General features: G+C 47.6%; 11 protein-coding genes. 8 read left to right on the top strand and 3 right to left on the bottom strand.

Translation table 11 applies throughout. The features are described from left to right. The 4 genes from Q0438_RS00080 to hutX form a co-directional block, all read left to right on the top strand. Positions 1-403: molybdopterin dinucleotide binding domain-containing protein (locus tag Q0438_RS00080; protein ID WP_299185931.1), on the top strand; the 403-nt coding region annotated here is incomplete at its 5' end. A 386-nt stretch (positions 404-789) separates the two neighbouring features. Continuing rightward, complete coding sequence (locus tag Q0438_RS00075) at positions 790-1,506, top strand: hypothetical protein (RefSeq protein ID WP_299185929.1); 717 nt, start codon at positions 790-792, stop codon at positions 1,504-1,506. Then, a complete protein-coding gene (locus tag Q0438_RS00070; RefSeq protein ID WP_299185926.1) occupies positions 1,499-1,699 on the top strand; it encodes a hypothetical protein in 201 nt (66 codons plus the stop codon). Before Q0438_RS00075 ends, Q0438_RS00070 begins: the two co-directional genes overlap by 8 nt. A gap of 217 nt (positions 1,700-1,916) precedes the next feature. Continuing rightward, positions 1,917-2,429 (top strand): heme utilization cystosolic carrier protein HutX, encoded by a 513-nt coding sequence (gene hutX / locus Q0438_RS00065; RefSeq protein ID WP_299185925.1) that lies wholly within the window; start codon positions 1,917-1,919, stop codon positions 2,427-2,429. Positions 2,430-2,824: 395 nt separating this feature from the next. Here the strand turns inward: hutX and Q0438_RS00060 are convergent, their stop codons facing one another. Continuing rightward, the gene (locus Q0438_RS00060; protein WP_299185924.1) at positions 2,825-3,259 is read right to left on the bottom strand and encodes an Imm12 family immunity protein; all 435 of its coding nucleotides are present in this window, start codon (positions 3,257-3,259) and stop codon (positions 2,825-2,827) included. 379 nt (positions 3,260-3,638) lie between these two features. Between Q0438_RS00060 and Q0438_RS00055 the strand changes: the two genes are divergently transcribed. From Q0438_RS00055 to Q0438_RS00045, 3 genes are read left to right on the top strand one after another with little or no spacing between them, the layout of a single operon-like run. Continuing rightward, positions 3,639-4,238, top strand: coding sequence for a disulfide bond formation protein B (locus tag Q0438_RS00055; protein ID WP_299185922.1), 600 nt, complete (start codon positions 3,639-3,641; stop codon positions 4,236-4,238). Positions 4,239-4,258: 20 nt separating this feature from the next. Then, positions 4,259-4,867 carry a cytochrome C gene (locus tag Q0438_RS00050; RefSeq protein WP_298082077.1) on the top strand — a complete coding sequence of 203 codons (609 nt, stop codon included), beginning with the start codon at positions 4,259-4,261 and terminating at the stop codon, positions 4,865-4,867. Further along, a complete protein-coding gene (locus tag Q0438_RS00045; RefSeq protein ID WP_299185920.1) occupies positions 4,864-7,380 on the top strand; it encodes a molybdopterin guanine dinucleotide-containing S/N-oxide reductase in 2,517 nt (838 codons plus the stop codon). Before Q0438_RS00050 ends, Q0438_RS00045 begins: the two co-directional genes overlap by 4 nt. Before the next feature lie 307 nt (positions 7,381-7,687). Here the strand turns inward: Q0438_RS00045 and Q0438_RS00040 are convergent, their stop codons facing one another. Next, the gene (locus tag Q0438_RS00040) at positions 7,688-8,500 is read right to left on the bottom strand and encodes a hypothetical protein (RefSeq protein ID WP_299185918.1); all 813 of its coding nucleotides are present in this window, start codon (positions 8,498-8,500) and stop codon (positions 7,688-7,690) included. 108 nt (positions 8,501-8,608) lie between these two features. On the opposite strand from Q0438_RS00040, the gene Q0438_RS00035 reads away from it, so the two are divergent. After that, a complete protein-coding gene (locus tag Q0438_RS00035; RefSeq protein WP_299185916.1) occupies positions 8,609-8,740 on the top strand; it encodes a hypothetical protein in 132 nt (43 codons plus the stop codon). 206 nt (positions 8,741-8,946) lie between these two features. On the opposite strand, the gene Q0438_RS00030 is transcribed toward Q0438_RS00035, so the two are convergent. After that, on the bottom strand, positions 8,947-9,389 hold a 443-nt coding region (locus tag Q0438_RS00030), incomplete at its 5' end, for a lyase family protein (RefSeq protein ID WP_299185914.1).

The following is a 9,389-nucleotide window of genomic DNA, read 5'->3' as shown; positions in this document are numbered from 1 at the left end:
CAGCCAGCTAAACAACTCGATCATCAGAAATTTTGCCGAGGTTAGCGGCAGAGAGTCGGTGCTGATAAACCCAAAAGACGCCGAAGCTCGCGGGCTTGCGAACGGCGACATCGTGCGCGTTTTTAACGATCGCGGCGAAATTTTAGCGGGCGTGCTCGTTACCGACATCGTGCCCGAGCGCGTCGCAGCGATCTGCGAGGGCGCGTGGTACGATCCCGAGGTTTGGGGCGAGAAGAGCCTCTGCCAGCACGGCTGCGTAAACGTGCTAACATTTGACAAAGGCACGTCAAGTCTCGCGCAAAGCAACTCGGCTCACACCGTGCTTGCCCAAATCGAGAAATTTAAGGGGGAGATTAAACCTATAACGGCGTTTTCAAAACCTAAAATCTTACAATCTTTGTAGCGCGTTGTCTTTTGAGCGCTTTTTGCGGAGCTAGTAAAATTTCGGCTCGATGAACTATACGTTCTATCTACGCCGAAATTTTACGTCGTAACCACAAAAATCATCTCAAAATACTTCCGCTTGTCTTTTTGATTATGCGCCCTTTCGCGAGCGCTTTTTACGGAGATAAGTAAAATTTCGACTCGATATGTTCTATTTGCGCCGAAATTTTCGTCGCAACATTCAAATCCATCTTAAAATACTTCCACTTATATTTTTACGCTCAAAATTTGGTGAAAATTTGAGTATAAATTTACTTCTTTCGTGTTCGTCAAATTTGAATGTAAATTTTGCGCGGATTAAAAATTCTGCTAAAATTCGCTCAAATTTAACCCAAAGGTCGTGCCGTGCAAATCCCGAATTTGATCCGAAATTTTATCCGCAAACGCATCGTTTCAGAGTCCATTTTGCTGCCGTTTTTCTATCCAGAGGAGGGCGAGTTCGAGAGTTTTCAGGAGGGATACAGGCTCGTTGGCCGCAAAACTGGCGAGGAGCTAGCAGACGATACTCCCGGACAGTGGCGCAAGAGCTGGCGGGTCATCGCGCGTAACGGCATGGACGATCCGTTTTTCGTGGATTTTGCCCTCAGGGACGCCTCGCCAGTGCATTTTGCCTATCACGGCGCCGGCTCGTGGGAGCCGATAAAGGTCGCGGACGACATCGTTAAATTTGAGGAAATTTTAATCGCCCTCGCCGCGCTTGAGGCACCTTGCTCACTTGATGCGATCGCGCCGCTTGCTGATTTAAACAACGAATTTTACCGCGAGCTGGCGGACGATTACGCGCGGAAAGATGAAGCGCGCGAGGAGCCAGAATATAAATATTTCAGCGTTTTCATCGAGGATCTGGGCGCGGACAAGGTAAAAACGCTCGTGTTTTTAAAGAAATTTTTTGAAGATGGGAGCTTTGCAGTGACCAAAGAGAGAACGCGAAATTTGCCGCTTTGCATATTTAGTGGCATAGAGGAGCTGGCGCTGCCGCTGCAAGATAGACTCGCCTCGCTTGGAGTTAAATTTCACGCCAGCGAGATAACTTTTAGCGAATTTATCGCGTACTGTGGCTAGGCAGGACAATATCAAATTTAAAAATTCCGGCTTTTGCGCGGCTAAATTTAAGTTCGGCACGGAGAATCTACAAAATTTACATTTGCCTGTTTTGGCTCGTGCGGGCGGATTTACGTGCGGCAAGAGCGTAAATTTAGAGTCTAAATTTAAGCGACCCTGCCCTGCTTTTGCCGCGCGCGACGCACATAAATGATCTGCAATTCTAAGCGTTAAAATTATGCGTGTGATTGATGTGTATTAAAATTTGCGATCCTACGCCAAAACTCTACGCATCCGCCCTACCCCGCGCGCGACTATCGCTATGCCGTAAAAATAAGTTTTAAAACTCGGTTTAATTGATTGCCGTTATCTGTAACTTAGAATTTTTATATTATAATGGTGCTCAAAATTTTATTTTAGAAAGGATGAAAATGAAAGAGAGAATCGAGGCGCTGTTCGCGCAAAACCCTAAAATTTCGATCGCGCAGATCTGCAAGGAGCTCGGCGCCAAGGAGATCGACGTGCTGCTAAATCTGCCCGAGCGCTTCGGAAAGAGCGCCGCCGGCGATAAATTCGGCGAGATCATTAGGGAGCTTGAGAGTTGGGGCGAGGTGCTTTTCGTAAAAAATACGCCGAGCTTCATCATCGAGTTTAAAACCAAGATCCCAAGCGGCAAGAGCGCGCAGGGATATTATAATTTCGGCATGGGCGCAAACGGCGATGAGGCGCATGGGCTGGGCATTTTGGGAGGCCATCTAAAGACGGATGAGATCGATAAGATCATCCTCGTGACGCAGACTTTCATGGGAATGCTCTCGAAATTCGTGGGCTTTTACGACAAGGCGGGCGAAAATATCTTTAAAATTTACGTCTCGCGCGATGAGAAAGGACAGCTTCTAGCCGAGCAAGACGCGAAATTTGAAGCGCTAAAATCCGCGATTTAGCGCTCACACAAGGCCCGTCTTGCGTAAAATTTGTCCTTGCGCGGGCATTTAGGCTTGATCTCGCCCTTTATGCGCGAGATCAAATCCGTAGAATTCTACTGTGAGATAACACTGCGCGTACTTTTACGCGCTCGCGCAAGACCCGCCTTACTCTGCTCGCTCATCGCTTACTTAACGGCGCGTTGAAATTCTACAGGGCGCCAACCAAGGCGCTTTAAGCTAGCCAATAAGCTTTCAGGCAAAATTTTAAATTATCGTTGATGATGAAATTCCAAACTCGCCTCATCGCTATTTGCGCTTTAAGGTGTTTGGAATTTCACTAGCCTGGGCTAGCGTCTGCCTTATCTGAAACGGAATTTTGCCACTTCAGATAGATATTCTTTTCAAATTTTATTTCAACAATCTGCTGCTAAATTTTCAAAAATTTTATTTATATTGTCTTTGTACTGCGCATCGTCAAATTCTAAATTATTATTCGTAATTTTCCGCCCGGTAATATCTCCAAGCTCCATAAGATACTGCTTGAACTTTTCTAAAAATTTATCTGCATTTGCCTTTTTGTCAGAGCTCCACTCATCTGAGCTAAAATGAATATACGCGATAATTTTTTTGCTTTTAAGATAATATTTCGGTTGATAAATTCCCGATTTCGGAAAATATCTCGACACTTCCCCACTCAAACAAAGGCAAATATCGATCTTTTGCAGCGAGTGCATTTTAAAATCGCTAAAAACCCTTTTAATCTCTTTTCTTGCCGCTCTTATAATATCCGGCATATAGATCGGCACATCATCCGCCCCGCCGATAACGGCATTTATGTTAAATTTCATACGGCACCTCGTCCTTAAATTATAAAGTGATATTATTCAAAATTTCGGCTCATTATATCATCTTCATAATATTTATTGAGCGTCGGGGCTACCCGGGGTTTTAAATCAGTTATATTTTTTATCAAAACAGAGCCGAATAAAGATAAAATTTTATAAAATCTACGGTTTTAATTTCATATCTCAAAAACTTTCCGCCGCTGCGCAAGGAGCGTCGAATTTTAAAATTGAAATTTTATACGTTAAGCTTAAAGCTTATAAAACTCCGATATTTAGGGCAATACAGACTCGAATTTTTATCTTTTATTGCTATAATTCCCTCATAAATTTAAATCTTAAGATTAAAAAGTATTCTTAAGAATTTTATAAGACGGAGGAGATCTTGAATAGATTGATTTTGAAGATTTACGCGTGGCAAAATACTGCCACGCCGTGGTTTTGGCTCTTTGTGATAAGCGCAGGCTATCTTGCGGCATCATATTTTTTCTTTCAGCGCTACCTTTTTATGTCGCCTACGCAGATGGGCGCCCTCGTGCGTCTGGGCTTTGCCGTAGCGGGCGTAGGTGCGCTCATCGGCTTGCTGATGTCCTTTAGCTTCATAGCAAGGCTCGTTGCCTACGCGCTTGGCTTTGCGGGTGCGATATACGGCTATTTACAAAGCTCCGCGCTGCACCCTGCCGCAGATACCGCGAATTGCCTCGCAGCGCCCGCATTTCCTTTTGCGGCGCCGCTTGATAGCCTGCTGCCGGAGCTATTTCGCCCCGCAAGCTGCACGGGTACCCCGTCCTTCCCCGCAGGCACCGCGCTTAGCGATGTGCAGAGCTTTTTTAGCGGATTTTACGGCGAGGGATTTTATCTGGTGCCGAGCATTAAATTTGCAGACGCGGCGCAGTGCGCACAGGTAGCATTTGCGGCATTCGCGGCGATTTTGGCCGTTATGTTTGCGGGCTTTTTATACGGCAGATTTACGAGAAGTTTTTAAAATTTTAAGAAAGGATAAGCATGAAGTTTTTAAATTCTATTGCGGCTGCGGCGGCTCTTGCGGCTGCGATCGCAAGCTACGCTGGCGCCGAGGTTAAGGCGGGCGAGACGCTTTACGGCACGGTGTTAAAGCAGGTAAGCGTAAGCGGCGATTTGTCGCACAAGGACGGCAGGCTGCTGCCCACAAACGCCATAGAGGTTTTGGAGGTTAAGGACGGAGTAGTGAAATTTTCGCTTACCGGCTATCAAAATCCAAAGGCGCCCAACGTTATTTATTTCACGCCTAAAGCGCGCATAATCGCGGTGGCGTTTTCGAAGCAGGCTAAATTTCAAAGCGAGAGCTTGGGCGAAGAGGACGGCTTTAATAAGGTTAAAATAACCGCCTACACCGACGAGGGCGCGCTAAGCGGCGACGTGGATAAAATTTTCGCTGGCGCGAAGGAGAAATTTGAAGCCTCGTGTAGCGTCTGTCACGCTCTGCACCAGCCAGCCGATTATGAAGCCAACAGATGGCCGGGCTACATCAAATCGATGCTTTCGCGCACGCCTATTAGCAAGGATGAGAGCTGGACGGTGGTGCAGTATCTGCAAAAGCACTCCAAGGACGTAAATTTAAAGGATATGAAATGAAAAGACGAAATTTTTTAAAGCTCGGCGCGGCGGTTTCGGCGCTTCCGCTCATTCCAAGCTCGATGCTCGCGGCGGATAAACTCACCGCGCTTAAGAAAAACGGCGAAATTTTAACCGCGGCGCGATGGGGAATTTTAAAAGTGAGCGTCAAAAACGGCAAGATCGTAAAATCCGCGCCGTGGAAGATCACCTCTAAAATTCCCAATACTCTTCAAAATACGATGGCGGATCTCGTTTATAATACGCGCATCAAAGCGCCGATGGTGCGAAAATCCTACCTCGCCGATCCCGATAATCCAAAGCCCGAGCTTCGAGGGCTTGACGAATGGGTCGAGGTAAAATATGAAGACGCGATTAAACTTGTCGCGCGCGAGCTTAAAAAGACGCGCGAGCAAAAGGGCGCAGACTCGGTATTTGCGGGAAGCTACGGCTGGCAGAGCACGGGCAACGTGCATGTCTCAAGGACGCTGCTTCATAGATTTATGAACTTAACCGGCGGTTTTACGGGCGTCACGGGCGATTACTCCACGGGTGCGGCGCAGGTCATAATGCCGCACGTAACGGGCTCAAATCAGGTCTATGAGCAGCAAACCTCGTGGCCCGTGGTACTTGAAAACTCCAAAGTCGTGGTCTTTTGGGGGCTAAATCCGATCTCTACGCTTCGCGTGGCGTGGACGAGTTCGGACGAGCAGGGATTTAAGTATTTTGAGCAGCTAAAAAACAGCGACAAAGAGATCATCATCATCGATCCGATCAAAACCGTAAGCGGCAAGTATTTCGAGGGCAAGGCGCGATGGATTACCCCTCGCCCGAACACCGACGTAGCGATGATGTTAGGCATGGCGCAGCACCTCTACTCGCAGGGCAAGTACGATAAGGAATTTTTACAAAACTACACCGTGGGCTTTGAAAAATTCGTGCCATACCTCACGGGGCAGAGCGACGGCGTGGCTAAAACGCCGGAGTGGGCTAGCGAAATTTGCGGCATTAGCGCGGACGTGATCAAAGAGCTTGCGATAAAATTTTACGAAAATCGCACGATGATAATGGCCGGCTGGGGTATCCAGCGCGCTCATCACGGCGAGCAGGCACACTGGATGATCGTAACTCTATGCGCGATGCTGGGGCAGATCGGACTTGCCGGAGGAGGGTTCGGCTTTAGCTACCACTACGCTAACGGCGGCGCGCCTACCTGCGCGGGCGGCGTGATCGGCGGAATGAACGCGGCAAGCGTCGGCATCGTTAAGGACGGCAAATTTTTAGGGCTTGCGCAGGATCAGAAGCAAGGCGATGAAGCCACTCAAGCGTGGCTGGTAAATACGGCGAAGGTTGCTTTCCCTCTAGCTCGCATCGCGGACGCGCTGCTAAATCCTAGCAAGACGATCGACGCAAACGGCGAAAAGATCACCTATCCGCAGATCGACTTTATCTACTGGGTCGGCGGAAATCCGATCGTGCACCATCAAGACACCAACACCAACATCAAAGCTTGGCGCAAGCCGCGCACCATCGTAGTAAATGAAATTTACTGGACGCCGACTGCGAAGATGGCGGACATCGTGTTCCCGACCACGACGGAGTATGAGCGCAACGACATCACGATGAGCGGAGACTACTCCAATATGCATATCATCCCGATGAAGCAGGTTGTCGCCAAGCAGCACGGCGCGAAGGACGATTATCAAATTTTCACCGACCTTTGCAAGGCTTACGCAGACGGGCTTGCCGAGGTTTATACAGACGGCGGCAAAACGGAGATGGACTGGATCAAGGAATTTTACGAAGGAGCGGCAAGCGCCGTGAACGCAAACACCGCTTTGGGTATGCAGATGCCGAGCTTTGAGCAGTGGTGGGAGAAAAACGAGCCGACAGAATTTTATGAGACGCCTGAGAATGCTGCGTACGTGACGTTTGAGGATTTTAGAAACGATCCCGTTTTGGAGGCTTTAGGAACGCCTAGCGGGCTGATCGAAATTTACTCCGATACGATTGCTGCGATGAACTACAAAGACTGCGGCGCGCATCCGATGTGGTTTGAGCCCGTCGAGTGGCTCGGGATGAAGGATAAGCCTGCGAAATTTCACCTGCTTAGTCTGCATCCGCTTGATCGCTTGCATTCACAGCAGAGCAACACCTCAAATCGCAAGAGATACGCCGTCGCGGATCGCGAGCCGGTGCTAATAAATACCGAGGACGCTAAGGAGCTCGGCATCAAGCAGGGCGATCTGGTGCGCGTTTATAACGCTCGCGGAGAAATTTTGGCGGGAGCCAACGTAAGCGGCGACATAATGCGCGGCGTGGTGCAGATCTTCGAAGGTGCGTGGTACGATCCTAATGCCGAGGGTCTTTGCAAAAATGGAAATCCGAACGTGCTTACGATCGACCTGCCTACGAGCGAGCTTGCCAACGGCAACATCTCCCACACGGCGCTGGTGGATATCGAGCTTTATAAACACAAGGCGGGCGAGGATATCAAGCTAACCGCGTTTATGCCGCCTAAAGGGGCGAAGTAAGGATTAGGAGCGGTTCGGGCTTTAGAGCGGCTTTTTATGCCCCGAACCGCACCCGCCGTGGATTTACTGCGACAACTGGTCGGGATCGATTTTGATTTGCCGTAGCCTTGCGGCTATGGCAAGTTTGCGGGTTGATTTTGAATTACCTGAAGCTTTTCTATCGTGGCGACGGGTTGAGTGAATTTTTGCTTGCCATAGGTTTGTGAATGTGGCAAGCTAGAGGAGCGGCGAGTGGGTATTTGCCTCGCCGCCCCGCTCCGCCCTATTTGCTCGTGAAATTTAACGGCTTGCCGTTTGAGCTAGAATTTCAATCCAAACTAAAAAATCGCCTAAGCTTCCATTTAAAATTTTTCTCTGGAATTTGCGTATCGCTAAAATCGTCGCTCCAAATTTCGTTTTTATCGGTGAAATAGTCGTTGTTTTGAGCTTGCGGTATAAAGTCGGTCCGATCTTCTATTTTTACGTTTAGCGCCTTGAAATATTGCAGCAGCTCATGATACTCTTTTGCAGATACGGCATTTACTAAAAAGAAATTTCTGTTATTAAATTTGATGACGAAATTTCTTTTTAGTAACCAAAGGGGCTCCGAGCTCTTTTTGAGTCTGTAAATTTTATACGGCAGAGCAAATATAAAATATAGCATTAGATGCTTTATATAAAGAACAAGTTTGCCTATATGAACGCCTATACTTGAATATCTATATAACTCATACGAGCTTAAATAATGAAACCTGCCGTAGGAGGTTTCTAATTCGCATACTACGCAGAAATGAACGCTAGATATATTTGCGGACGGAGCTGGGGCTATCTTAGTTTCGGAGATTATACTATTTTTTATCTTCATATTTCCGTTATAGCGGATCAGGCTGTTTGAAAAATAAAAATAGCTCGGATTTTTGGAAAAATTTTGCTCTGCCGAAATCCTAAATCGTATGAAAGTATATGTCGCGAAAATTAAAGAAATGATACCGAAAGCGCTAAATTTTCCCGTAGTGCCGGTAGTAATCAGATCATAACTTAAAAGCAAAAAACACAATATGCAAGTAAATATATTCCAAGAAAATACATGATAGACGGTGTAATCGTTTATGATCAACGGCTCCTTATCATAGTCCCTCATAAAATCCTCGTTTTGTAAATTTTGGCGCATTTTATCCTCTGGCCGCTTACGAAGCATTTAAAATTTTATCTTAGCGGCGGTTTTGATATGTATTTGACGGGGCATGAAATGACGGATAGAAATTTAAAGGCAAAAGGTGGCTTTAGCTTCGGTAATTTCGCTATTTTAGCGAACAGCAAGAGCCGCGTTACCAAAGTAAATTTAATCCGCAAATTTCGCTTTCAAATTTACGGATTTTAAAGAAAGCTCGGCGAAATCGCTTTAAAGCAAACTCGGCAAAACCGTGCAAGACAAGCTCTGCGAAATCGCTCAAGGCGAGCACGTCACGCAGAACAATCAAATTTTATCGAAGCGATCAAATTTTACCGAAACGCCCTAATCTCGCCGAGCCAAAGAGAAATTCCGCCGAGCGAACCCTGCCGAGCCCAAAAAGCAAAGCGCCGAGTTTACTCCTTCGGCGCGATCATATCCTCGGGTACCACCCACGCGTCAAATTCCTCGGCGGTTAGTATGCCCGATTTTATCGCTTCCTCGCGCAGCGTTGTGCCGTTATGGTGCGCGGTTTTGGCGATCTTGGCGGCATTTGCGTAGCCGATGTGCGGATTTAGCGCGGTTACTAGCATCAGGCTTTCGTGCAGCAGCTTGTCGATTTTCGCGGCGTTTGCCGTGATACCGCAAGCGCAGTGTTTTTCAAAGCTATTCATCGCGTCGCTTAGCAGGCGGATGCTTTGGATGAGGTTGTATGTAAGAACCGGCTTAAAGACGTTTAGCTCGAAGTTGCCCTGGCTTGCGGCAACGGAGATCGAGACGTGGTTGCCCATCACCTGTGCCGCTACCATCGTGACGGCTTCGCACTGCGTCGGATTTACCTTGCCCGGCATTATCGAGC

The organism is uncultured Campylobacter sp. (genome assembly GCF_938030785.1).
Lineage (GTDB): Bacteria > Campylobacterota > Campylobacteria > Campylobacterales > Campylobacteraceae > Campylobacter_B.
Note: the sequence above shows the minus strand (reverse complement) of the source record. Positions and strands in the feature narration are given on the sequence as shown.